At 68.7% G+C, this 22,541-nt stretch carries 24 protein-coding genes; 9 read left to right on the top strand and 15 right to left on the bottom strand.

Features of this window, described 5'->3' with window-relative positions; translation table 11 throughout:
- Positions 1 to 29 precede the first annotated feature (29 nt).
- The 3 genes from ACXJKQ_RS00800 to ACXJKQ_RS00790 all read right to left on the bottom strand — a co-directional run bounded on the left by ACXJKQ_RS00800 (position 30) and on the right by ACXJKQ_RS00790 (position 1,967).
- The gene (locus tag ACXJKQ_RS00800) at positions 30 to 611 is read right to left on the bottom strand and encodes a DUF2059 domain-containing protein (protein WP_457103859.1); all 582 of its coding nucleotides are present in this window, start codon (positions 609 to 611) and stop codon (positions 30 to 32) included.
- 44 nt (positions 612 to 655) lie between these two features.
- Complete coding sequence (rpiA, locus tag ACXJKQ_RS00795) at positions 656 to 1,369, bottom strand: ribose-5-phosphate isomerase RpiA (protein ID WP_457103858.1); 714 nt, start codon at positions 1,367 to 1,369, stop codon at positions 656 to 658.
- A 133-nt stretch (positions 1,370 to 1,502) separates the two neighbouring features.
- The gene (locus ACXJKQ_RS00790; protein ID WP_457103857.1) at positions 1,503 to 1,967 is read right to left on the bottom strand and encodes a hypothetical protein; all 465 of its coding nucleotides are present in this window, start codon (positions 1,965 to 1,967) and stop codon (positions 1,503 to 1,505) included.
- 177 nt (positions 1,968 to 2,144) lie between these two features.
- Between ACXJKQ_RS00790 and ACXJKQ_RS00785 the strand changes: the two genes are divergently transcribed.
- Positions 2,145 to 2,843, top strand: a complete 699-nt coding sequence (locus ACXJKQ_RS00785; RefSeq protein ID WP_457103856.1) for a phosphoglycolate phosphatase — start codon at positions 2,145 to 2,147, stop codon at positions 2,841 to 2,843.
- Between the two features lie 4 nt (positions 2,844 to 2,847).
- Here ACXJKQ_RS00785 and ACXJKQ_RS00780 read toward each other — a convergent pair whose 3' ends face one another.
- Positions 2,848 to 4,002 (bottom strand): pyridoxal phosphate-dependent aminotransferase, encoded by a 1,155-nt coding sequence (locus ACXJKQ_RS00780; protein ID WP_457103855.1) that lies wholly within the window; start codon positions 4,000 to 4,002, stop codon positions 2,848 to 2,850.
- A gap of 228 nt (positions 4,003 to 4,230) precedes the next feature.
- On the opposite strand from ACXJKQ_RS00780, the gene ACXJKQ_RS00775 reads away from it, so the two are divergent.
- The 4 genes from ACXJKQ_RS00775 to aat all read left to right on the top strand — a co-directional run bounded on the left by ACXJKQ_RS00775 (position 4,231) and on the right by aat (position 7,862).
- A complete protein-coding gene (locus ACXJKQ_RS00775; protein ID WP_457103854.1) occupies positions 4,231 to 5,013 on the top strand; it encodes a DsbA family protein in 783 nt (260 codons plus the stop codon).
- Between the two features lie 156 nt (positions 5,014 to 5,169).
- Entirely contained in the window at positions 5,170 to 5,640 is a 471-nt protein-coding gene (gene accB / locus ACXJKQ_RS00770) for an acetyl-CoA carboxylase biotin carboxyl carrier protein (protein WP_457103853.1), read from the top strand.
- A gap of 105 nt (positions 5,641 to 5,745) precedes the next feature.
- The gene (gene accC / locus ACXJKQ_RS00765) at positions 5,746 to 7,098 is read left to right on the top strand and encodes an acetyl-CoA carboxylase biotin carboxylase subunit (protein WP_457103852.1); all 1,353 of its coding nucleotides are present in this window, start codon (positions 5,746 to 5,748) and stop codon (positions 7,096 to 7,098) included.
- Positions 7,099 to 7,178: 80 nt separating this feature from the next.
- Entirely contained in the window at positions 7,179 to 7,862 is a 684-nt protein-coding gene (gene aat / locus ACXJKQ_RS00760) for a leucyl/phenylalanyl-tRNA--protein transferase (protein WP_457103851.1), read from the top strand.
- A gap of 36 nt (positions 7,863 to 7,898) precedes the next feature.
- Here aat and ACXJKQ_RS00755 read toward each other — a convergent pair whose 3' ends face one another.
- Positions 7,899 to 8,249 (bottom strand): hypothetical protein, encoded by a 351-nt coding sequence (locus ACXJKQ_RS00755; RefSeq protein WP_457104061.1) that lies wholly within the window; start codon positions 8,247 to 8,249, stop codon positions 7,899 to 7,901.
- Between the two features lie 83 nt (positions 8,250 to 8,332).
- Positions 8,333 to 8,539 (bottom strand): DUF2842 domain-containing protein, encoded by a 207-nt coding sequence (locus tag ACXJKQ_RS00750; RefSeq protein ID WP_457103850.1) that lies wholly within the window; start codon positions 8,537 to 8,539, stop codon positions 8,333 to 8,335.
- A gap of 175 nt (positions 8,540 to 8,714) precedes the next feature.
- On the opposite strand from ACXJKQ_RS00750, the gene ACXJKQ_RS00745 reads away from it, so the two are divergent.
- From ACXJKQ_RS00745 to ACXJKQ_RS00730, 4 genes are all read left to right on the top strand, one after another.
- Positions 8,715 to 9,818: a COX15/CtaA family protein gene (locus tag ACXJKQ_RS00745; RefSeq protein WP_457103849.1), complete on the top strand. Its 1,104-nt coding sequence runs from the start codon at positions 8,715 to 8,717 to the stop codon at positions 9,816 to 9,818.
- Positions 9,819 to 9,969: 151 nt separating this feature from the next.
- Positions 9,970 to 10,653: a PAQR family membrane homeostasis protein TrhA gene (gene trhA, locus ACXJKQ_RS00740; RefSeq protein ID WP_457103848.1), complete on the top strand. Its 684-nt coding sequence runs from the start codon at positions 9,970 to 9,972 to the stop codon at positions 10,651 to 10,653.
- A gap of 140 nt (positions 10,654 to 10,793) precedes the next feature.
- Positions 10,794 to 11,993: a glycosyltransferase family 4 protein gene (locus ACXJKQ_RS00735; RefSeq protein WP_457103847.1), complete on the top strand. Its 1,200-nt coding sequence runs from the start codon at positions 10,794 to 10,796 to the stop codon at positions 11,991 to 11,993.
- A gap of 145 nt (positions 11,994 to 12,138) precedes the next feature.
- Entirely contained in the window at positions 12,139 to 13,656 is a 1,518-nt protein-coding gene (locus ACXJKQ_RS00730) for an undecaprenyl-phosphate glucose phosphotransferase (protein WP_457103846.1), read from the top strand.
- Between the two features lie 42 nt (positions 13,657 to 13,698).
- On the opposite strand, the gene ACXJKQ_RS00725 is transcribed toward ACXJKQ_RS00730, so the two are convergent.
- From ACXJKQ_RS00725 to ACXJKQ_RS00685, 9 genes are all read right to left on the bottom strand, one after another.
- Positions 13,699 to 14,052, bottom strand: coding sequence for a hypothetical protein (locus ACXJKQ_RS00725; RefSeq protein WP_457103845.1), 354 nt, complete (start codon positions 14,050 to 14,052; stop codon positions 13,699 to 13,701).
- Positions 14,053 to 14,188: 136 nt separating this feature from the next.
- On the bottom strand, positions 14,189 to 16,759 hold the full coding sequence (locus tag ACXJKQ_RS00720; RefSeq protein WP_457103844.1) for a TonB-dependent receptor: 2,571 nt from the start codon (positions 16,757 to 16,759) through the stop codon (positions 14,189 to 14,191).
- Between the two features lie 245 nt (positions 16,760 to 17,004).
- Positions 17,005 to 17,643 (bottom strand): hypothetical protein, encoded by a 639-nt coding sequence (locus ACXJKQ_RS00715; RefSeq protein WP_457103843.1) that lies wholly within the window; start codon positions 17,641 to 17,643, stop codon positions 17,005 to 17,007.
- Between the two features lie 13 nt (positions 17,644 to 17,656).
- Entirely contained in the window at positions 17,657 to 18,550 is an 894-nt protein-coding gene (locus ACXJKQ_RS00710) for an ABC transporter permease (RefSeq protein ID WP_457103842.1), read from the bottom strand.
- Positions 18,547 to 19,296: an ABC transporter ATP-binding protein gene (locus tag ACXJKQ_RS00705; protein WP_457103841.1), complete on the bottom strand. Its 750-nt coding sequence runs from the start codon at positions 19,294 to 19,296 to the stop codon at positions 18,547 to 18,549. The genes ACXJKQ_RS00710 and ACXJKQ_RS00705 overlap by 4 nt, the downstream gene beginning before the upstream one ends.
- Positions 19,293 to 19,535 (bottom strand): hypothetical protein, encoded by a 243-nt coding sequence (locus ACXJKQ_RS00700; RefSeq protein ID WP_457103840.1) that lies wholly within the window; start codon positions 19,533 to 19,535, stop codon positions 19,293 to 19,295. Before ACXJKQ_RS00700 ends, ACXJKQ_RS00705 begins: the two co-directional genes overlap by 4 nt.
- Positions 19,535 to 19,969 carry a hypothetical protein gene (locus tag ACXJKQ_RS00695; RefSeq protein WP_457103839.1) on the bottom strand — a complete coding sequence of 145 codons (435 nt, stop codon included), beginning with the start codon at positions 19,967 to 19,969 and terminating at the stop codon, positions 19,535 to 19,537. The genes ACXJKQ_RS00700 and ACXJKQ_RS00695 overlap by 1 nt, the downstream gene beginning before the upstream one ends.
- A gap of 68 nt (positions 19,970 to 20,037) precedes the next feature.
- Positions 20,038 to 21,021, bottom strand: a complete 984-nt coding sequence (locus ACXJKQ_RS00690; protein ID WP_457103838.1) for a YVTN family beta-propeller repeat protein — start codon at positions 21,019 to 21,021, stop codon at positions 20,038 to 20,040.
- 121 nt (positions 21,022 to 21,142) lie between these two features.
- Complete coding sequence (locus ACXJKQ_RS00685; protein WP_457103837.1) at positions 21,143 to 22,411, bottom strand: ABC transporter substrate-binding protein; 1,269 nt, start codon at positions 22,409 to 22,411, stop codon at positions 21,143 to 21,145.
- Positions 22,412 to 22,541 lie beyond the last annotated feature (130 nt).

Raw genomic sequence — 22,541 nt, 5'->3', positions numbered from 1 at the left:
CGGCGATCCGCTCCGGCGAGCGGCGGCGCTCACTGCATCTGGTGCCCGCGCTTGCCCATCTCGGCGCGGACCCGGACCATGACGTATTCCGACACGTCCTGCGTCCAGTCCTGCATCTCCTGCACCATCTCGTCGAGCAGCTGCGGCTGCGCCTCGACGTAGTGCTTGCCAGCCGGCGAGCGGAAGAAGGTGGCGATCTCCTTCAGCTCGGCCTCCGAGAATTTCGACGCGTAGGTGCGCGCCGCAATGTCGATCATGCGCTGCTTCTGGAGTTCCATCTCCGGCTGCAGCGTGGTCAGGACCTCCTCGAGATCCTTGGAGAGTTCCGGCCGGGTAACCGTCTGCTTGCGGATCTGGTCGGCGAAGGCGGGCAGCACGGAATCGAACGATCGGGCGATACCGGAGCTCAGCATCACCTCCCGGGCCAGGGCGAGGTGGCTCGGCGAGTAGGTCGGTGCCGCCGGGGTATTGGCCGCCGGCGTGTTCGCGGCCGGTGTGCCGCTCGGCTGGGCCGCCGGCTTGGCCTGCGCGGTCTTGTGAGGCTGCGCGACGGCGGCGTGGGGGAGCGCCAGGAGTGCGAGGCCGAGCGCGGCGGTGAGGCGTCGGGACATGCGGGACCTTCTTGCGAGGATGACCTGCGGTTTCGGGCGGCGTGTCAGGCGAGACTGCCGAGAACGGTGACTTCGGCCTGCCCGTCCCGCGCCGCGGCCAGGATCGCGGCATCGGCGATGCCGAGGAACAGGCCGTGCTCGACGACCCCCGGAACGGACCAGAGCGCGGCGCCGAGGGCTTCCGGATCCGGTATCGCGCCGAGATGGGCGTCGAGGATGTAATGGCCGCCGTCGGTGACCAGAGGCTTGCCATCCGGCAGCCCGCGCAGCCGGACCGCCCCGGTACAGCCCGCGTCGGCGATCGCCGCCTCGACGGCACGCTGCGTGGCCTTGAGGCCGAACGGGTTCACCTCGATCGGCAGCGGGAAGGCGCCGAGCCGCGTCACGTGCTTGGCCGCGTCGGCGATCACCACCATGCGGCGGCTCGCGCAGGCGACGATCTTCTCCCGCAGGAGCGCCGCGCCACCGCCCTTGATCAGCCGCAGCCGGTCGTCGACCTCGTCGGCTCCATCGATCGTCAGGTCGAGTTCGGGCTGCGTGTCGAGGGTCGCGAGGCGGATGCCCAGGGTTTCCGCCTGCACGCGCGTCGCCTCGGACGTCGGCACGCCGATGATGTCGAGTCCCGCCCGCACCCGCGCCCCGAGGAGTTCCACGAAGGCGGCTGCCGTCGAGCCGGTGCCGAGGCCCAGGCGCATGCCCGGCTCGACGAGATCGAGGGCGCGGGCGGCCGCCGCCCGCCGCAGATCCGGCCCGCTCACCGAGAGTGCGCCCGATCGGCGGGATGGAGCGAGGGGTCGCGCGTCATGGTCAGTCGGTCTTTCAGTGAGTTCGGTCGGCCCCTAGCACGGGACCGGCCCGATCGGAACGCCCGCCCGCACCGACGAGGCTGCGTCACGGGCGGCTGCCCTGCGTCGGCGTGGCGCTGGCGCCGGCTCGGCCGGGGGCCGGTCCGGTGAGCGGCGCGTCGGACGTGCTGTCGGCGCCAGGCTTGCCCTGCTGGGTGCAGACCACCTGCTCCTTCTTCACCAGCACGAAGCAGATGCTCATCTCGCCGGTCCGGTAGTTCACCCGGAAGACGCCGGCCTCGCGGGTGTGGCGGCTGGCCACCAGCCCGTATTCCGACGGCGTCTGCGGCCCGGCGCCCTCGCCGGCCCCGAAACAGACCGTCTGGCCGATGCCCCCCGCGGATTCCTGAAGCCCGTACTGGCAGGAGGTCACCTCGCCGGTCACCTTGTCGACCCGGTACATCCGGTTCAGGTCGGTCTGCGGAGCGGGCACGAACTCGAAGGAGGTCGCGGCCGCCGGCAGGGCTTGGAGCGCGGCGCTGACGGCCAGGAGGGGCAGAGACGGTTTCATCGCGGGTCCCGGGGCTGGTACGCGCTGCGTTTCGCTGCGCTTTCAGGCGAGTCTGGGGCGTCCGGTGAGACGATCCGCCCATCCGCGGCCGCCCGACCGCCGCCTTGCTCTCACAAAGCCGTCCCGCTAGCGAGGCGTCGCTCGGCCGATCCCGGCCAGCACGGAGCCCTTCGCCCCATGTTCACCGAACCGACGTCCCGGCCGCCGATCGCCGTGTTCGACCTCGACGGTACGCTCGCGGAGACCGCGGGCGACCTCATCGGTACGCTCAACGCGCTGATGCGGCAGGAGGGTCTTGCCGAACTGCCCCTCTCCAGGGCGCGCGGCCTGATCGGCGCAGGCGCCCGGGCGCTGATCCGAAGGGGGTTCGAGGCCGAGGGCCGGCCGCTGTCCCCGGCCGACCACGACCGCCTGTTCGACGCCTTCATCGCCCATTACGGCGAGCACCTCGCCGACACGTCCCACCTCTTCCCGGGGGTGGTCGACGCCCTCGACACCCTCGAGGCGGCGGGGTTCATGCTCGCGGTCTGCACCAACAAGTTCGAGGGGCAGTCGGTGGAGCTGCTGCGCCTCCTCGGGATCGGTCACCGCTTCGCGGCGATCTGCGGCCGTGACACCTTCCCTCAGTTCAAGCCGGACCCGCGCCACCTCACCGGCACGATTGCACTTGCGGGCGGCGATCCGGCCCGCGCCGTCATGGTCGGCGATTCGCGGACCGATATCGACACTGCCAAGGCCGCCGGCATCCCGGTGGTGGCCGTGACCTTCGGCTACACCGATCTACCGGTCGTCGAACTCGGACCCGACCGGGTGATCGAACACTTCTCGCAGCTCGCCGACGCCGTGGGTGCGCTGATCCCGGTCGCGGTGGGCTGACCGGTCAGCGCAGCCAGGTCCGCAGGCGCGCCACCGCCTCCTGGCACTCGGTCTCCGAGCCTGCGAACGAGAACCGGACGTGGTGGTGGCCGACGTCCGGGTCGAAATCGAGGCCCGGCGTCGCCGCGACGTGCGCCTCGTCGAGCATCCGCCGGCAGAAATCCGAGGCGTCGTTGGTCAGGTTCGACACGTCGGCGTAGAGATAGAAGGCGCCGTCGGCCGGGTGGACGCGGCCGAGGCCGAGCGCCGGCAGGGCGTCGAGCAGGATCGCGCGGTTGCGCGCGTAGCCGTCGCGGACGGCGTCGAGTTCGTCCGTGGCGTCGAACGCCGCCAAGGCGCCGACCTGCGAGAGGTAGGGCGCCGAGATGTAGAGGTTCTGCGCCAGCCGCTCGATCGGCCGGACGAGCACCTCCGGCACGACCATCCAGCCGACGCGCCAGCCGGTCATGCAATGGTACTTCGAGAACGAGTTGATCACCACGGCGTTGGGGTCGAAGCGCAGGGCCGTGACGGTGGGCGCGCCGTAGCTGAGGCCGTGATAGATCTCGTCCGAGATCAGCGGCAGGCCGAGGCCGCGGGCCGCCAAGCAGAGGTCCCGGAGGGCCCCCTCGGTGATGACCGTGCCGGAGGGATTGGCCGGGCTCATCACCAGGGCTCCCGCGACCGCGTCGCGCGCGTGGGTCTCGCGCAGCAGCGCGGCGGTCGGTGCGAACCGGTCCTCGGCGCGCAGCACCATGGGCGCCGGCACGAGGTCGAGGGCGGCCAGGATGCTGCGATAGGCCGGGTAGCCGGGCTGCGGCACAGCGACCCGGGCGCCGGCATCGAACAGGCTCATGAAGGCGAGGACGAAGCCGGCCGAGGATCCGGTGGTGATCACCACCCGCTCCGGACTCACCGCGACGCCGTGCCGCTCCGCGTAGTCCCGGGCGATGCGGGCTCGGAGCGACGGCAGCCCGAGGGCCTCGGTGTAGGGGACCCGCCCGGTGGCGAGCGCCGCCTGTGCGGCCGCGATCACGGCCCGGGGCGCCGGCGCCGAGGGCTGTCCGACCTCCATCCGCACCACGTCGTCGCCGGCCCGCGCCTTGGCGGCGGCGGCCGCCATCACGTCCATGGCGAGGAACGGCTGGACGGCGGCGGCCCGCCGGGAGATCGGGGTCATGGGATCCTTCTCAGCGCTGTGCGCGGCGCGGCGGCCGTCGCCCGACGCGCCGGGGTAGCCCCTCGCGGCCTGCGCCTCAACCGGACGCCGGGGGCGCAGTCGCAGAACCGGCGCGCGAACCGATTTGCCTGCGGCGCCGAGGATTTGACCGGACGCCGCGAAAACGCCTAACCCAACTCCTAACGCTCGCGCCAAGCGCGGGCCGGCCTGCCGCGCAAGCGAGGATCCATGCCCTTCATCCGCCCCCTGCCCGCGCTGGTCCTGGCGCTCGGCCTCGTCGCAATCCCTGCGCTGGCGCAGAACGCCGCGCCGCCCGCAGCGCCGTTCACGGACGCCCAGCGTGCCGGCATCGAGGCGATCGTCAAGGACTACCTCGTCAAGCATCCCGAGGTGCTTCAGGAGGCGCTGGCCGAGGCCGAGAAGCAGCAGGCGGAGACGCAGCGACTCGCCCAGTCTGCCGCCCTCAAGGAGTCGCGGGAGGCGCTTCTCAACGGACCGCATGATGTCGTGGCCGGTAATCCCTCGGGCGACGTCACGATGGTCGAGTTCTTCGATTACAACTGCGGCTACTGCCGGAAGGCGCTCGGCGACGTCCAGGCGCTGATCAAGTCCGACCCGAAGCTGCGCGTGGTGATCAAGGATTTCCCGGTGCTGGGTCCGGAGTCGTTGGAGGCCAGCCAGGTCGCGGTCGCGGTGCGCCAGCAGCTCAAGGGCGACAAGCTGTTCGAATTCCACCAGAAGCTCCTTGAGACCAAGGGCCGTGTGAACGGCGCCCGGGCCATCCAGGTCGCCAAGGATCTCGGCGTCGACACCGCCAAGCTGCAGAAGGACATGGCCTCCCCCGAGGTGAAGGCCGCCCTGAGCGAGAACCGGGGTCTCGGCGACCGGCTCGGCCTGTCGGGCACCCCGGCCTTCATCATCGGCGACGAGGTGATCCCCGGCGCGGTCGGCGTCGAGCCAATGCGCAAGACCATCGCCGACGTGCGCCAGTGCGGCCACGCCTCCTGCTGAGCTGACGGATCGCGCCGTTGGACCTCGAAGGCGCCTGCGCAGCCTTGTCGCGCCGGGCCGCCTTCGTCTAAGAGCCGCCAGCCGCAGGGCCGCGGTCGAGGTCCAGGGCCAGAGCCGGATGGACGCACCGATGCGCCGCGAGACGAAGTAGGCCGGATGCCAAAGAACGACGCCATCGATCCCGAACTCGTCCGGGAACTCGCCAACCTCGTGACCGAGACCGGCCTGTCCGAGATCGAGGTCGAGAAGGGTGACCTGCGCATCCGCGTCGCGCGGCGGCTCGAACCCGTGAGCGTCCAGGTTGCGGCGCCCGCGCCGCTCGCCGTCGCGGCCCCGCCTCCCGCACCGGCGGCGCCCGCGGCCCTCGCCCCGGCGGAGCCGCCCCGCGTGCAGCCCGGGACCGTCCCTTCGCCGATGGTCGGGACCGCCTATCTCCGGCCGTCGCCCGATGCCAAGGCCTTCGTGGATGTCGGTTCGCGAGTCGAGGTCGGCGACAAGCTCCTCCTCATCGAGGCGATGAAGACCTTCAACGAGATCGTCGCGCCCCGCGCCGGCACGATCAGCGCCATCTTCGTCGAGGACGGTCAGCCGGTCGAGTTCGGCGAGGCTCTCCTCGTCATCACCTAGGACGTCCGCCGGGCCGCTCGCCGCTCCCTCCTGGACGACACCGCAACACAAGAGGATAGAGCATCCTGCGCGGTCCTGGATCGCCAGGACGCCCTAACGGGTCCGATGTTCGACAAGATCCTGATCGCGAACCGCGGCGAGATCGCCCTGCGCATCCTGCGGGCGGCGAAGGAACTCGGGATCGCCACGGTGGCGGTCCATTCCACCGCCGACGCGGATGCCATGCATGTGCGGCTCGCCGACGAGAGCGTCTGCATCGGGCCGCCGGCCGCCCGCGACAGCTACCTCAACATCCCGTCGATCATCGCGGCCTGCGAGATCACAGGGGCGGATGCGGTCCATCCCGGCTACGGCTTCCTGTCGGAGAATGCCCGCTTCGCCGAGGTGCTGGCGCATCACCAGATCGGGTTCATCGGCCCGAAGGCGCAACACATCCGCACCATGGGCGACAAGATCGAGGCGAAGCGCACGGCGCTGAAGCTCGGCATCCCCTGCGTGCCGGGCTCCGAGGGCGGGGTCGAGGATCCCCACGAGGCCAAGCGCATTGCCGCCGAGATCGGCTATCCGGTCCTGGTCAAGGCCGCGGCGGGCGGCGGCGGTCGCGGTATGAAGGTCGCGCGGAGCGAGGCCGAGCTGGAGCAGGCGATCGGCATGGCCCGCTCCGAGGCCAAGGCCGCCTTCGGCGACGACGCGGTCTATCTGGAGAAATATCTGGAGAAGCCGCGCCACATCGAGGTGCAGGTGCTGGGCGACGGGCGCGGCGGCGCTGTGCACCTCGCCGAGCGCGACTGCTCGCTCCAGCGCCGCCACCAGAAGGTCTGGGAGGAAGGCGGCTCGCCGGCGCTCAACGAATCGATGCGCGCCGAGATCGGCGGCATCTGCGCCAACGCCATGAAGGAACTGGGCTATCTCGGTGCAGGCACCGTCGAGTTCCTCTACGAGGACGGGCGCTTCTACTTCATCGAGATGAACACCCGCATCCAGGTCGAGCATCCGGTGACCGAGATGATCACCGGGATCGACCTCGTCATCGAGCAGATCCAGGTCGCCTCGGGTGGCCCGCTCTCGGTGAGCCAGGCGGACATCAAGGTCGAGGGCCACGCCATCGAGTGCCGGATCAACGCCGAGCATCCGGAGACATTCCGGCCGTCGCCCGGTGAGATCACCCATTACCACACGCCCGGCGGCCTTGGCGTCCGGGTCGATTCGGCAGCTTTCCAGGGCTACCGGATTCCGCCGCACTACGATTCGCTGATCGGAAAACTGATCGTGCACGGCCGCACCCGCAACGAGTGCCTCATGCGCCTAAGGCGCGCCTTGGACGAATTCGTCATCGACGGCATCGATACGACGCTGCCGCTGTTCCGCACGCTGGTCCGCAACCCGGACGTGCAGAACGGTCTTTACGACATCCACTGGCTAGAGCATTTCCTGGAAGACGGCGGCATGAAGCCCTGACCGGGACCGGGCAAGCCCGCGGCGAGCGGCGGCAGGGGCGGGATCTGGTCTTCGCGCCGGCCGCGCGCGACACTCACGGCATGGACGATTCCGCCCGCGTGGATATCACCCCCGAGATCCTGCTGAAGGCCTACGCGGCGGGGATCTTCCCGATGGCGGAGGACGCCCACGACCCGACTCTCTACTGGGTAGAGCCCAAGGCGCGTGGCGTCCTGCCGCTCGATTCCTTCCGCGTGCCCCGGCGCCTCGCTCGGACGGTGCGGTCCGATCAGTTCACGGTCCGCTGCGATACGGATTTCGACGGCGTGATCAACGGTTGCGCCGCACCGCGCCGGGACAGCGAGCGCACCTGGATCAACGGGCGCATTCGCGAACTCTACGGTGCTCTGTTCGACCTCGGCCATGTCCATACCGTGGAGGTCTTCGCAGGTCCCGACGGTCGGCTCGTCGGTGGGCTGTACGGCGTTTCCCTGGGGGCGGTTTTTTTCGGCGAGAGCATGTTCCACGAGGTGCGGGACGCCTCGAAGGTCGCCCTCGTTCACCTGATGGGTCGTCTGCGCGCGGGGCGGTATCGCCTCGCCGATACGCAGTTCGTGACCGAGCACTTGGCGCAGTTCGGTGCCGAGGAGTTGCCGCGGCACGTTTACAAGCGGCGGCTCGCCGAGGCCCTCGATCAGGCCGCCGACTGGAACGTCTGGCCCGGCGACGGGTCGGTGCCGGGCGCGCTGGTCCTTGAGGCTCTGGGACTCGAAGAGCCCGCTTAGGGCTCCGACGCAGTCCCTTCGTCGAGGCCGGTCCGCTCAGCGCCGCCGGCGGTGGCGGTATCCGGTGGAGAAGGACGCGTATTGCCGGCCGCGCGCCGACCGGTAGCGACGGCGGCGGCTGCCGGTGGCCTCGGCCGTTTCCTCCACCTGCGGGATCGGCTCGGCCATGGCGGCGGCCGGGGTGGCCGCAGCACTCACGGAGGTGTCGGCCGACGCGTAGCCGCCCGCCACGTTCTTGGCCGCGGGGCCGAACATCGCGAGGCACTGATTGTAGGCGAGATCGTTCTTCAGGCGCTCGCATTCGCCGATGGAGCGTGGCGTGCCCTGCGCCAGGGCCGGCAGGGGCGCGAGCAGCACGACGAGGGCAGCCAGAGGCTTGAGGCGCATGGACGGGGGGTGCACGGAGCGGGATCTCGAACGGGGACCGGCAGGCTTGTGACCACCGAGTGCGGCAAAATCGAGGGTCGGCCTCAGCGATCCGGCCGCTCCATCCATCGGATCAGCGGCATCAGCGGGAAGATCCAGGCGATCCCGAGGATCGAGTAGATCACCGCCTGCACCGCCGCCGGGGTCTCGGCGATCCGGCTATCGGCCAGGGCCATCGCCAGGGGGCCGTACAGGCAGACGAAGGCCAGGATTGCAAGGGTGCCGATCAGGGTTCGGGTGCGGCGGCGCATAGCGGTTTCCCTGGCCAAGCGGCTGGCGCCGCGGGCGCCGACTACCGTCCCGGGATCCCGTTTGCAACGCGCCCGCTGACGCGGGCTGCGGCGCCGGCGCCGTTGATGGGCCGGCGCACATCCCCTAACCCAGGCACGGCGCCGGCGCTTGCCGGCATCCGCGGAAGGGACGGGCATGGACAGGGGCGTCGCGGGAGACCGGCGGTCGGGGGCAGTGCGGACTTGGCTCTACGTGGTCGCGGCTCTGGTGGTCGCCATGGTGGCGGTCGGCGGCGCGACCCGGCTGACCGGGTCGGGCCTGTCGATCACCGAGTGGCGCCCCGTCACGGGAGCGATCCCGCCGCTCTCCGAAGCCGACTGGGCAGCCGAGTTCGCCAAGTACAAGGACACGCCGCAATACAGCATTCTCAATCAGGGGATGGGCCTGTCCGCCTTCAAGGTGCTGTACGGATGGGAATGGGGGCATCGCTTGCTCGGCCGGCTGATCGGCCTCGTGTTCTTCCTGCCGCTGATCGTGTTCTGGTGGCAGGGCCGGATCAGCCGCCGGCTCGGTTTCGGTCTGCTCGGCCTCGGCGTGCTCGGCGGCCTCCAGGGCGCCATCGGCTGGATCATGGTTGCTTCGGGTCTCCAACCTGGCATGACTGCGGTGGCGCCGCTCAAGCTCGCCCTACACCTCACCACCGCGAGCCTGATCCTGGCCGGCCTCGTCTGGCTGGCCGCGGGCGAGCGACGCGGAGAGCCGGCGCCCGTCACGCCGCGCCTGCGCGCGACCGCCATGGTCCTTCCGATCCTGGTGCTGGTCCAGATCTTCCTCGGCGGCCTCGTCGCCGGCTCCCATGCCGGCCTCGTCTACAACACGTGGCCGACCATGGACGGCACTTTCGTCCCGCCACTCGACAGCCTGTTCGCCATCCAGCCCTGGATCGAGAACTTCGTCGACAATCACGCCCTGGTTCAGTTCGACCACCGGGTCACGGCTTATCTCGTGATCGGCGTGGCGATCCTGCACGCCGTCGACGCGCGCCTGACCGGACCGTCGAGCGCGGCCGGACGGGCCGCCGGTATCCTGACACTGGCCTTCGCCCAGGTGGCACTCGGCATCGCGACGCTGCTCCTCGCCGTTCCCCTCTGGGCGGCGTTGGCACATCAGGTGCTTGCGATGGGCGTGCTGACGATGGCGACGGTGCACGCCCGGCTGAGCCGTGGATCACGGCTCATGCAGCCGGTCGCGACGGGAGTACCTGTCGGATTCGAAGGGCTGGCGGGCGGTTCGATATAGCCAATCGTGCAGTGCGGCTGTTTCGCTGCACCGCACGAGATCTTCACCGCGTCGACAGGAACTTTGGGATAACTCCCCCTCCGCAATTTGCACAGGGAACGACAAAGACTTCTCAAGCTTTAAGCTGCACGCACTTGCAGGAGGCTTCAAGATGTCTCTCGCGGAAGATGGTAGGCCGCTCTCCCTGACTTGGCACTATACGCCACGGGAGATCATGGCGGACGGCGTGGTCCATGGCCTCGGCGTGGTGTTCGGCCTCGCCGGTGCGGTTGCCCTGGTGGCGACCGCCGTGACGGCGCATCTCGGTTTCGGCGAGCGGGCTGCGGTCGTCGTGTACGCCACGGCCCTGGTCCTGATGCTCGGGGTGTCCGCGCTCTACAACCTCTATCCGGTCAGTCCGCGCAAGTGGCTGCTCCGCCGCGCCGATCATGCGCTGATCTACCTGATGATCGCCGGCACCTACACGCCTCTGGTGGCCCTCGTCGGCTCGGGACCAAAGGCCTACGCCCTCCTGGCGATGATCTGGTTGGTGGCGCTGGTCGGAATCGCCGTGAAGCTGTTCCTTCCGGGTCGGTTCGATCGCCTTTCCATTGGCCTGTATCTGATGCTCGGCTGGAGCGGACTGTTCGCCTACGAATCGGTCATCGCCGCGCTCCAACCGACCGCGCTGTGGCTGCTGGCGATCGGAGGTGCGCTCTATTCCGTCGGCGTAGTGTTCCATATCTGGCGGACCTTGCCGTTCCAGAACGCGATCTGGCACGGCTTCGTCCTGGCGGCGACGGCCTGTCACTATGGGACCATCTGGGCGAGCCTGAACGGTTCGCCCATGACGTAGCTTCGCCTCGATTGACATGGGTAGCGTAAAACTCCGCTTACCGTGCCGATAGAAAGATCTAACGCTGCTGCCGGGCCTTAAGTCTCCCGCGACCATGGATGCACCACAACCCGAGGACTGATAGTCCCGGGAGCTGAACCATGGTCCCCAAGACAAACGATCCTGGAAGCGCTCCTCGTTACCGAATCCTCCACGTCTTCCGGGCGCCCGTGGGCGGTTTGTTCCGGCACGTGATGGACCTCGCCCGGCTCCAGGCGTCGGCCGGCCACTGCGTCGGGATCGTCTGCGATTCCAGCACCGGAGGCGAACGCGCCGCGCGCGCGCTGGCGGACCTCGCACCGGACCTCGCCCTCGGACTCGTTCGGATCCCGATGCAGCGCAATCCGCACGTGTCGGACTGGTCCTGTCTTCGGGCCGTCGGAGGCCGTGCGGCGGAGGTCGGGGCGACGGTCATTCACGGGCATGGCGCGAAAGGCGGCGTCTACGCCCGGCTCGCCGCGGCCGGGCCGGCAATCCGGGCCTACACGCCGCACGGCGGCAGCTACAATTACCGCCCCGGAAGCCCGCTCCACCGCCTCTACATGGGGGCCGAGGCGGTTCTCGCCCGCCGCACCGATGCGTTCCTGTTCGAGAGCGAGTACGTCGCCGGCCGCCACCGGAGCTTCGTGGGCGGCCCGGAGCGCGTGACGCGGATCGTGCACAACGGCATCGCGGAGGCCGAGTTCGCGCCCCTCGAACGTGCGACGGAGCCCTTCGATCTCCTCTACGTCGGCGAACTCCGCGAGGCCAAGGGCCTCCCCTTCCTGCTCGAGGCTCTCGTCCGGCTGCGCGCCGAGGGGCGCCCCCTGCGTCTGCTGATGGTCGGATCCGGTCCGGATGCCGCGATCTTGCGCGAGACGGTCATGCGCCTCGGCCTTGCCGACGCGGTGGCGTTCGAGCCGCCGCAAGCGATCCGTTGCGTCCTCGCCCGCGGCCGGATTCTGGTGGTCCCGTCCTTGGCGGAATCCTTGCCCTACGTGGTGCTGGAAGCCGCCGCGGCGGCGCAGCCCCTGGTCGCGACCCGGGTCGGCGGCATCCCGGAGATCTTCGGTGCGGCCGCGGACGACCTCGTTCAGGCCGGTGATCCGGCAGCCCTTGCCGCGGGAATCCGGCGCGTCCTCGACACCGCACCCGAAATGCTGACCGCCCGGACGCACAACCTCAGCGCCTCGATCCGGCAACGCTTCTCCTTGGAGCGCATGGGCAGCGAGGTCATCTCCGGCTACGGCGCGGCTTTCGAGGGCCGCGCGCAGCAGCGGCAGCCCGTACCGCGACAGATCACCGGCCCCCGGACCGCCTGATCGGGGATGACGGGTCCGTGATCGACGTGGCCCTGTGCGCCGTAGTGGAAAAGGCGCGCACGGCTTCGTCCTTAAGTATTCGAACAGCGCCCCGTGCCAAGGTCCGGTGGGGATAGCTGCGACAAGGCTCGGARGGAGCCGATCGATGAGCGCGTTCGATATTCGCGACCTTCTCGACGCGACCGCCCCCATGGAGGGGCCGTCACCCTCGGCCGGCAGCCGCGTGCCCCTTGCCGAGACCGCCGTCGTGGGGCCGACAGCGATTTCGCCGGTGGTGGTGGCGGGGCTGGTCCGCGCGCTGGAATGCGTCCTGATCTTCGCCCTCGGCGCAATCCTGCACGTCTTGATGCTGCGCGGCCGCGTGCCGTTCGGCCTCACCTACGCGGGTGCGATCGGCTTGATCGCGGTGATCAGCGTCACCCTGGTCCAGGCGTCGGGCGCGTACCGCATCGCCGCCTTCCGGAGCTTCTTCAAGACCGCGCTCCGGCTGATCGCAGCTTGGTCGATGACCTTTCTGATGGTCGCCGCCGGCCTCGTACTGGCCAAGGTGGCCGACCACTATTCGCGCCTCTGGCTCGCGGCCTTCTACGGCACCGGTCTCGCGGCGCTGCTCATCGGACGCTGCGTCCTGTTCCGGATCATCGACGCGCAGACCCGGGCCGGACGCTTCGACCGGCGCACCGCGATCGTGGGTGGCGGTCAACCTGCTGAGGACCTGATCGCCGCGCTGGAAACGCAGAGCGAGAGCGGCATCCGCATCGTCGGCGTGTTCGACGACCGCAACGCCGACCGCTCGTCGGACGTGGTGGCGGGGCATCCCAAGCTCGGCAACGTCGACGACCTCGTGGCCTACGCGCGGCATGCCCGCCTCGACCTGATCGTCTTCACGATCCCGATCACCGCGGAAGCGCGCATCCTCCAGATGCTCGCCAAGCTCTGGGTCCTGCCGATCGACATTCGACTCTCCGCCCACGCCGCCAAGCTGCGCCTGCGTCCGCGAAGCTATTCCTATCTCGGTTCGGTGCCGGTTCTCGACGTCTTCGACCGGCCGATCGCCGATTGGGACGTGGTGGTGAAGGCGCTGTTCGACCGCTGCGTCGGGCTGATGATGCTGCTGGCACTCTCGCCGATCATGCTGGTGATCGCCCTCGCGGTGGGCCTGACCTCCCGTGGACCCGTGCTGTTCCGCCAGAAGCGCCACGGCTTCAACAACGAGCTGATCGAGGTCTACAAGTTCCGGTCGATGTACGTGGACCAGTGCGACGCCGGCGCGGCCAAGATGGTCACCCGGGGCGATCCGCGGGTGACCCCGGTGGGCCGCTTCATCCGGAAGACGTCGCTGGACGAGTTGCCGCAGCTGTTCAACGTGCTGAAGGGCGATTTGTCGCTGGTGGGGCCGCGTCCGCACGCCCTCCAGGCCAAGGCGGCCAACACCCTGTATGACCAAGTGGTCGACGGTTATTTCGCCCGCCACAAGGTGAAGCCCGGAATCACCGGATGGGCGCAGGTGAACGGCTGGCGCGGCGAGACGGACACGTCGGAGAAATTGCAGAGGCGCGTCGAGCACGACCTCTACTACATTGAGAACTGGTCAGTTCTGCTCGATCTCCAGATCCTGCTGACTACACCGTTCGCGCTGCTCAAGACCGAGAACGCCTACTGATCGGATCGAGCCAGCGCCGTTGCGGCGCCGGCTCGAACGCGGCTACGGCAGAGCGCCGGCCTTTTCCTTGGCCTTCATGATCGTGTCGCGGCATCCCTGGGCATCGCCAGCCTTGTCCTGCTGAGCGGCCTTGGCGACGAGCGTCTTGGCTTCCTCGACCCCCGCGGCAGTCGGCTTCACCGCCGCATCCGACTTGGTGAGGGCGGGCGGCTTGTCGAGCGCCTTCGGGGAGTTCGACGAGGTCGTGCCGCCTGGCGATGTCGAGCCGGTCACCGCGGCGGCACCGGCGCTGTCGAGCCGCCGCTGCAGGGTGGCGACCTCGTCGGCGCACGGGGTCGCCAGGGCCGGCGTGGCGGCCGCGAGGGCCAGGGCTGCGACGGCGAATCGGATCATCATCAGGATTTGTCTCCACGAAGTCGGAAGCGTGTCGGCATGGGCGGTGCGCTGAAGCGGGACCCACAATGCCGGATCGGCTACCGGGGAGACTCCGGTCTCGGCCGCGGACGACGCCCGCGCGCCGATACCCTTGAGATCAATACTTCCGGATGATCGGCTCGGGCGACATCGGCACGGGATCGGCCCCGAAGGCGTAGCGGATGCCGGCGTAGACCGAGAACGGCTGAGCCAGCGTCGTGGTCCGCGGATCGCTGATCCGCAGGTTGCCGGCCACCGCGCCGGGTTCGGCGAAGGTGCCGAAGGTGGCGTAGCGGTTGTTGGTCAGGTTGGTGATGAGGCCGAAGACCTCGAGGTTCTTCGTCACCTGATACTTCGTCTGGAAGTTCAGGACATAGTAAGGTGGCAGCTTGCGGTTCAGGTTGGACTCGTCGCCGCGGAAATACGACGACGAGAAAGCCTGGAGGTAGAGACCGAACTGCCAGTCGGGCGTCACGAAGTAGTCGAACCCGGCCTTGATCTGGTGGGTCGGCACCAGCGGCACGACGTTGCCCTTGCGGACCTGGATCGCGCCATCGTCGGCGAGGGGATTGTTGGGCGACGACAGGGTGCCGTTGAACTGGAAGGTGGCGTCGACCAGCGCGTAGTTGGCGTAGACCCGCAGGTAATCGGCCGTGTACTCGCCGCCGACCTCGATGCCCTGCCGCTGTGTCGACGGCACGTTGACGAAGTAGGCGCGGGCGGTGTTGCCGGGGGTGGCCAGCGACAGGATGTCGTTGGTCAGATCCGTGCGGAAGGCGCCGATCTTGTAGGTGATGATGCCGCCGTCATAGGTGTTCGGCAGCTGGCCGCGCAAACCGACCTCGTAGGTCCGACCGGTCACCTGCTTCAGCGGCGGATCCGCAACCAGCGAGTTCGGCAGCAGGCACGGCCGGTCCGGATTGGCGCAGGCCAGTTCCAGCGGCGTCGGCGCGCGGTTCGATTCCGAGTAGCTGCCGTAGAGGTTCAGCGCGTCGAAGAACCGGTAGGTCAGGCCCGCCACCGGGTTGATCTTGTTGTAGTAATGCGTCCCGGTCACGTCCGGCGAGAAGCCGGTGAGGTCCTCGCTCTGGATGCGGGCGAAGTTGAGCCGGGCACCGGCGGTCAGCGACAAGCGATCGGTGACGTCCAGGGTGTCGAGAGTGTAGAGGCCCATGTAGACATTGGAGCCGTTGACCGAACTCGGCGCGATCCCGAGCGCGCCGGCAGTCCTGAGCATCGGCGTACCGAGGCCCGGGATCGTGCCGTAATACGGGTTGCTCGGATCGGTGGTGATCGACAGGTTCGGGTTGATCACGCCCAGGGTGCTGGACGACTTGAACGAGTAATTGGCCGCATCGATGCTGCCGCCGACCACGAAGGCGTTGGGCAGACCGAACACGCGGTCGCGGTTCGACGCCTGAAGTGAACCGCCGAAGCCGGTCGCCTGGGTCTGGGTCGTGTCGAGGGTGCCGTAGGGAATGTTGGCGCGGAACGGGACGCGTTGGTTCTGCTGGCCCAGGATCAGGAACTGGTTGCGGAAGGCATTCTGCGACTGGCCCGCCGCGGGGCTGAAGCCGTCATCCTCGTAGCAGAGGAAGCCGCGGTAGCTCGAACGGGAGCTGCAATTCTCGAAATTGCCGTCGTTGCCGTCGACGTAGGTCTGGCTGAAGCGGCGGAAATAGGCGTTGCCGGCAAGATCCCAGGTCGGCGAGAGGTCGACCCGGCCGGTGAGCTGGAGCGTGCCGACTTCGGTCGTGGTGGTCTGCGGATAGGTGAAGATCGACCGGGGGTCGCGGTGGGTGAAATCCACCGGGGTCGCCGCGGCGGCGCCGAAGAAGCTGCGCGCGGCCAGCCCGATCAGGTGGAACTCCGAATCCTGCGAGCGGTAGCCGATATCGCCATAGAGCCGCCCGATCGTGCTCGGGCTCTCGTAACGCCAGCCGCGGTCGTTCAAGCCGTCGCCGGTAAAGTAGACGCTCCACGGTCCGGAGACCTTGCCGTACTGGAGGTAGCCGGCCGTGCGCGCGTCCGAGCCGCCCCAGGCCGAGATCTCGGTGCCCTGCCAGGTGAAGCCGTTCTTCATCTGGATGTTGACCGCGCCGCCCAGCGCGTTGAGGCCGAAGACCGGGTTGCCGGTGACCACGTCGATGCGCTGGATCGCCTGCGGCGGGATCAGGTCAAAGTTGACCACATCGCCGAACGCCTCGTTGATGCGCACGCCATTCTGGTAGACCGCCAGTCCCTGCGGCACACCCTGGACCGGGGAGGCCGTGAAGCCGCGATAGGTGACGTCGACGCGGTTGTTGTTGCCCTGGGAGTCGGAGACGTTGAAGCCGGGCGTGCGCCGGGCCAGCGTCGTCACTAGGTTGTTGCTGGCCTGATCGATCGTGAGATCGCTCGCCGTGACCGACTCCACCGTGCTGGGGATCTTGTTGAGGGGCTGCTCGCTGCCGCGCAGGCGTGTGCCGGCGCTCGGCCCGACCGAGCCGGCCGGCGGCACGGGACCGGGACCGTTGAAGGCCTGTGCCGAGCTCGAGTTACCGCCGCCCGATCCCACCGGCGTGGTCGAAACCACGCTGATCTCGCCCAGCGTCACCGATTGTTGAGCCTGCACCGCGCCGGGAACCATCGAACCCGCGAGAACCGATGCAGACGCAACCAGGCTGCTCCGAAGCGCCCGTAGTGACATCCCAACCCCCAAACCGTTCGATCCATGCCCGTTACAGTCGAGCTTGGGTCACTCTTGGCGGGGGCCGAGACGGCGCACAATCCGTTCAAGAAGCCGTGAGGCGCGTTTCCGCGCTATTTCCGACCGGAATCCGGAGATGCCGACGGCGAGTGCTGAAACGGCAACAGTTTCGATAGCAATTTCAGAGACTTAAGGATATTTCGGCAAGACGCGCGGGACGATTCGGCAAGCCCCACGCGGTCCTGTCAGAGGTGAGCCTGGATGAGACGGGCGATCTCGCCGAGGCGTTGCTCCAGGAGCTGCGGGACCTCGCAGACATAGGTCAGCGACTGGCTCCGCTCCTGGAAGATCCGGCGATCCCAGGCGAACTTCGTCTCCAGCTCGGACTGGTCCTTCGGCAGTTCTGTCGCATCGGAGGCGCTCGGCGCGTCCTTGACCTGGCTGATCGTGTCCGCCTCGTCCCGGATGCGCTCGGCCATCCGGCGCTGCCCCTGCGCATAGCGGGCGATTCCACCGACCACCTTGTTGCGCTCGCCGTTCAGCACTTCGAACACGCCGGCGTAGACGCGGGTCAGGGCCTTGTCCTTCGCGTCCTTGTCGGAGCCGAACTTCTCGGCGAACGTGTCGAGGAGCGGGCCGACCTGGGAGAGATCCGTCCGACGGGACGCGATCTTTTGCGCCAGGACCGCGGCATCGTTGTCGCTGCCCCAATCGCCGGCCGCCTCGATGTCCGGCCCGGTCCAGAACTGGCCGGGGCTGAGCGTCGCCACCTTGCGCTGGACGCAGGGCCAGCTCGGATCCGTCTTCGGCTGGGCCAGGGCGGGACCGGCGAGGATGGCGAGCCCGATTGTCGAGCCGAGGATGCGGGTCAGGAGGAAATTCATCGCGCGGGCTCCATCAGGTGTTGTCGCCGGCCGGGCCGCCGCGCCGGGCCATGATGCCCCGGCCCGGATCATAGGCGACCACCGCCATGCCGAAGAAGGCGAGCCCCACGCCCACCACAACGGCGCAGGCGACCGGCTCGAACTGGACGTAGAGGGCGAAGCGGACCAGCTGGACCGCGTGGCTGAACGGGTTCAGCTCGCAGATCCAGTACAGGGTTTCCGAGGATTCCCGGATCCGCCACAGGGGGTAGAGGGCCGACGAGGCGAAGAACATCGGGAAGATGACGAAGTTCATCACGCTTGCGAAGTTCTCGAGCTGGCGCACCAGCGACGACAGGAACAGCCCGATCGCTCCGAGCATCAGCCCGGTGGCCAGGAAGGCCGGAAGGGCCGTGAGGTAGCCGAGCGCCGGGATGTCGCTCTCCCAGAAATACGCTACGGCCAGGAACGCGTAGGCCTGTACGATCGACACGGCGACGCCCGCGATCAGCTTGGCGAGCAGCAGCAGCCAGCGCGGATAGGGCGAGGTGAGCAGCACCTTCATCGAGCCGACCTCGCGGTCGTAGACCATCGACAGGGACGACTGCATGCCGTTGAACAGCTGGATCATCACGGCGAGGCCCGGCACCACGTAGACCTCGTAGAGCACGTAGGTCTGGTAGGGCGGCTCGATCGAGACGCCGAGGGTGTTGCGGAATCCCGCCGCGAAGATGAACAGCCAGACCAGCGGCCGGACCAGGGCCGAAAAAAACCGCTCCTTCTGATTGAAGAAACGCAGCAACTCCCGCCGGACGATGCCGCCGAGGCAGATCAGGTAGCCGACCGTGTCGAGGCGGCCGATCCGGTCGGCCTGGCTGCGCGGGGGGACGGCGCCGATCCGCGTGGCGAGGGGTGTCGGATCCGTCATGCCGCCGCCCTCCCCGGCTCGGCGACCAAGCGGCGGAACGCGTCGGCCAGGGCCTCGCCGGGCAAGCCGATCCCGCCAGCACGACCCCGGGCGACGATCCGGCCCCGGTGCAGGACCACCGCCTCGTCGTCGTCCGCGATCTCCTCGAAGATGTGGGTTGCCCAGAGCACCGACAGACCCTCCTCGCGCACCAGGGCGCGCACGATCGCCACGATATCGGCCCGGGATTCGAGGTCGAGGCCGACGGTGGGCTCGTCGAGGAGCAGCAGGTCCGGGCGGTGGATCAGCGAGCGGGCGATCTCGATGCGGCGCGACTGGCCGCCCGAGAGCGTCCGCACCTTGTCGTGGCGTCGGTCGGCCAGGCCGACGCGGTCGAGCATGACGCCGACCCGTTCCTTGGCGGCGGCACGGGCGATGCCGTGGAGGCTCGCGTGGTACAGAAGGTTCTGCTCGACGGTGAGGTCGGTGTCGAGCGTCCGGGCCTGGAACACGACGCCGAGCCGCGCCAGCGCCCGGGACGGCTCACGGTCGAGGGCGTGGCCGAAGATCGAGACCCGGCCGGTCTGGTTGGTGTAGAGCCGCGTGATCACCGAAAACAACGTCGTCTTGCCGGCGCCGTTCGGCCCGAGAAGGGCAGCGAAACGCCCGCGTTCCACCGTGATCGAGACGTCGTCCAGGGCGGCGCGGGTTCCGAACCGGTGGCCGACATGCTCGACGAGGAGGGCGGCGGTCTCCCCCGCGCTCATCGTCCCAGAACCTTGCGGGCATCGGCCACGGCGTCGAGGCACTCGTCGAACTCGCCTTCCTTCTGCTCCCGCTCGGCCACGCGCAGGGCCTTCCTGAGCTTCGGCACGGACGCCTCGGGCGGGTTCAGCGCGAGCGCGTCGCGGATCATCGTGATGCCCTCGGCGCAGGCGGAGGCGTCGTCGGCCGCGATAGCCGGACCGGCGGCGAGGAGGCAGGCGGCGAGCAGGAGGATGCGCATCACTTCACCGTCAACGTGCCGGTCATGCCCTTGGCCTCCAGGCCGCGCGCCGCCCAGGGATAGGTGCCCGGCTTGATCGCCACGAACTCGATGGCGATCTCGCCGGGATCGTCGAATTCCAGGTGATCGGGCGGTCCGCCGCCGTGGATCTCCTTATGCTCGATCACGATCTGGTTGAACCAGATGTAACGGAAGAACTCGGGCGCATAGAATTTGTATTCCTGACGCCCCTTGGCGACGATCCGCAGCCGGTAGGCCTTGCCGGATTCCAGCGTGATGTCCTTGTTCTCGACGGCGAAATCGTTGCCCTGGTCGTCGCCGAGGACGAGGTCGGGCAGGTTCTCCCGTTTCTTGGTCAGGTCGAGGGCGCTGGCCGGAGCGGCCGCGAGCAGCCCTGCCAGACCGAGGGCCGCCGTTCGAAACATGCGCGTCATGTCGTGTTCCACCCTGGAGGGCCGCCTCGGGATGCGGCCGACTTCGCTTGTCGCCCGGCGGGCGCGGATCAGTTCGGCGAGAGCGCCACGCCCCAGGGTAGGAGCCCGACCGGGATGCTCTTCACCACCTTCTGGGCGGCTACGTCGATCACCGAGACATCGTTGGAAGTGCCGTTCGTGGTGAACAGCATCTTCTGGTCCGGCGTGAAGGCGAGCTGCCAGACGCGCTGGCCCACCGGAAGATACTTCTCGACCTCGTAGGTCTTGGCATCGATCACGGCGACGCGGTTGGCCGGCCCGAGGGCGACGAAGGCCTTGCTGCCGTCCTGGGTGATCCGGATGCCCACCGGCTGGATCGCCTCGTCGTTCACGCTCGGGATCTTGAAGGTGATCTTCTTGATCACCCGGCGCTGCGCCACGTCGATGACGCTCACCGTGCCGCCGACCTCCGCCGACACCCACAGGAACTTGCCGTCGGCGGAGAACTCCGCGAAGCGCGGCCGCGCATCCACGAGCACGTTGTCGATCACCTGGAAGGTCTTCGTATCGATGAAGTGGGCCATGTTGGTGGTTTCGGAGGTGTTGACCAAAACCTTCCCGTCCGGCGACAGCCCCATTCCTTCCGGCTCGACTCCGACCGGCACCTCGGCGAGCACCTTGTTCTTCTCGATGTCGATGATCGTGACCTGGCTGTCATCCTCGTTGGCGACGTAGAGGGGGTTGCCGGAGGCATCGAGGATGAACTGCTCCGGATCGGGGCCGGAGCGCAGGGACCGCACCACCTTGCCGGAACTCGTGTCGAGCACGTCGATCCGGTCGTCGTCGCTGGCGCAGACGAACAGCTCCTTGCCGTCCTTGGAGACGGTGACACCCCGCGGGCGACGCCCGACCTTCCAGGTCGCCGTGACCGCCATCGTGTTGGTGTCGATGACGCTGACCGAGTTGCCCTTCTCGTTGGTGACGTAGGCCGTGAAGGCGGAGGCCGGCCCGCCAAGGGCGAACCAGGCACCGAGGGCAATTACACTCAGACAAGCCTCGACGCGGCGGCGCATGCCAGTTCCTTCCCTTGTGACGTCCCGGCGTCCTCGGCGGACGTTCTCGTGGGACGTTTGTAGTGCGATTCCCGCGCGTTGCGAGGGTTTTGACGGCTCGCCATCGCCGCAGGCCGCGGGCTCACTTGAACTTGCAGGTGGTCTCCGGCAGGTCGACGCCCAGCGTGTCGAGGGGCGTGCGCTGATGCAGGAAGCCCTGCTCGGGCGCCACGGAGACCAGCGCCTTCGGCTGCACCACGATGATCGCTTGGCGCAGCTGGTGATCCCAGGGCCGGAAGCTCAAGGGTACGCCCTTGTAGGCCGGCAGGGTGAAGGCCGGATCGACGAGGAAGGGCGCGATCACCGCCGGATCGTTCGTCTTCTTCGCCGTGACGGCCTCGCCGACCGTCCGCACCGCCGCCCAAACCTGGTAATCCAGCGGGCGCATCAGCCGCGAAGCCAGCCGGCGGAAGCGGTTCTGGGCCTGCGCAGCCCCCCAGGTCTCCAGGACGGGCGACCAGGTCGTGGGCGTCAGCGCCTGCGTGCCGCCCACGGGCCTCGGGTCCACCGTGCGATAGGGGACGTAATCGCCCCAGTCGCCCTCCTCGTCGGCGACGACGGCCATGTCGTAATCGAGGCTTCGGGTGAAGACCATCGCCTCGGCCCGCGTGGGGGTGTCGCCGCGCGCCTTGGCCAGGGGGCCGAAGGTCCAGGGTTTCTCGGCGGTGATCTTCAGGGCGAACTTCCGCGCCGAGTTGCGGACCGCATCCGCGTAGGCCTTGTCGGCATCGGTCGGGCCGACGATCAGGAAGATCTTCCGCCAGCGCATCACCGTCAGGTACTGCGCCAGGGCGTCGGTCAGCATCGCGCGGGACGGCAGGATGTGGAAGACGTTGGCGCGGCAATCGGCCCCGCGCAGGCTGTCATCGGCGGCGCCCGCGTTAAGGACCACCGCGCCCGTATCCTTCACCGCGTCCGCCACCGCGATCACGGCGTCGGCGGGCAGCGCCAGCACGAGATAGCGGACGCCCTTGCCGACCAGGTCCTTCGCGGCGGCCACGGCGTCGGGCTTGTCGTCGGTCAGCGCCACATCGTCCAGCACGAAGGACTGCTTGGTGAAGCGGCCCGTGGTGTTGCTGTCGGCGACGCCCATCCTGGCCCCGGCCAGCCCCTCGTCTTCGGGCGCCGCTTCGGCGTCGTAGGAAGAGGGCGCGGGCTGCGGCCGGTAGATCAGGCCGATATGCGTCTCCAGCGCCTGCGGGGCTGCGGCGGCAGCCGTGTCCTGGGCCGGCGCGGCCGTGCCCTGGGGCTGCGCGGCCGCAGGGATTGGGGCCAGCGCGAGGACGGCCGCGCACAGCCAGGCCGGGCGCGCCGGGAACCGGAAAACCGTCTCGGGTGCAGGATCGTGCATGTGGGCGGCCTCTATCAGCATCCGCGCGGACCGCTCAACCGCGGCGTGTCGTCCCGACGTTCACGTTACCGTCGTGGGGGAGGCGGCAGCCGAAGTACATTGCCAAATTGTCCCTTCGCCCGACCTATGC

It is taken from the genome of Methylobacterium sp. P5_C11 (genome assembly GCF_054049775.1).
Note: the sequence above shows the minus strand (reverse complement) of the source record. Positions and strands in the feature narration are given on the sequence as shown.